The 1,254-nt window shown below is 40.5% G+C and carries 1 protein-coding gene; it reads left to right on the top strand.

The genetic code is table 11. The features are described 5' to 3' along the window. Positions 1 to 528: 528 nt before the first annotated feature. A partial coding sequence (locus EGI31_RS14695; protein ID WP_255037939.1) for a DNA polymerase Y family protein occupies positions 529 to 1,254 on the top strand: 726 nt, incomplete at its 3' end.

Below are 1,254 nucleotides of genomic sequence, written 5' to 3'. Positions count from 1 at the left end.
TTTCTTTAAGTTACTGAATTTCAGTTATATGTACAACCTTTTTCTATTTATTTAAACCGCACAACGGGTTGAAATAGAAATTCCTTTTTAAATATTTTTTGATTTTCGGGGCGTGTTTGCAGGTCCGACCTAGCGGTCTGACCGTTTTTGGTGAGAGACTTTGACGTCTTATTTTGATATGGATATTTGCAGGTCCGACCTAGCGGTCTGACCTTTTTTGAGGATTTCTTAGGAGCCATTGACCACCAGCTGTTTTCTCCTATTTTCACTATACTTTTGGGTTGATTTTGCTACAAATTCTACCAAATCGCTTCTGGTTTTTCCGAATAAATTCATATTTAATAATATTTATAATGTATTGATTATAAATATTTTAAATGTCACAATTTTATATATTCTTATTTTTTTAGCAATCAACACTAAAATTTGTAGCAGAAAATTTATTGAAATACATTTGATGCTCTCTTTGCCAAACAAGTGTTGCCGAAGGGAAAAAATGAATACTTATTACTTATGTTTTTCAATACAATGGAACGATCAATATTGCATTTAGATCTCGATACTTTTTTTGTGTCTGTTGAACGAAAACACCACAGCGAACTCAAGGGCATACCGATAATAATTGGCGGTACGGGCGACCGTGGAGTAGTATCAGCAGCCAGCTACGAAGTGCGGCGGTTTGGTGTACACTCCGGCATGCCCATGAAACAAGCCCGCATGCTATGCCCCGAAGCCACCGTAATAAAAGGCAATGCAGGCGTTTACAGCGAAGAGTCTCGACTGGTAACAGACATCCTCCGCGAGCGGGTGCCAGTTTTAGAAAAAGCAAGTGTTGACGAGTTCTACGTAGACCTCACCGGCATGGACAAACACTTTGGCTGCTATAAGTTTGCGAGCGAACTCCGCCAAAAGGTGATCAAAGAGAGCGGTCTGCCGATATCGTTTGGCTTGTCAATAAACAAAACGGTGTCGAAAGTAGCCACAGGTGAAGCCAAGCCCAACAACCAAATAAAAATAGATTTTGGCACCGAAAAGCCCTTTCTAGCTCCTTTGTCTATCATGAAAATACCCTCAGTGGGCGAAAAAATGTTTCAGACGCTCTGTAACCTCGGCATAAAAAAAGTACATACCGTGCAACAAATGCCCATGGAAATGATGGAGCGGGTCTTGGGAAAAAACGGGCTGACGATTTGGGAAAAATCAAACGGCATAGACGACAGCCCAGTGGTGGAATTTCATGAACGAAAATCCATA

Origin of the sequence: Lacihabitans soyangensis, from assembly GCF_024343775.1 — a bacterium.
In the GTDB taxonomy this organism is placed as follows: Bacteria; Bacteroidota; Bacteroidia; order Cytophagales; family Spirosomataceae; genus Leadbetterella; species Leadbetterella soyangensis.
The sequence above is the reverse complement of the archived record's forward strand: the minus strand, read 5'-3'. Positions and strand labels throughout refer to the sequence as shown.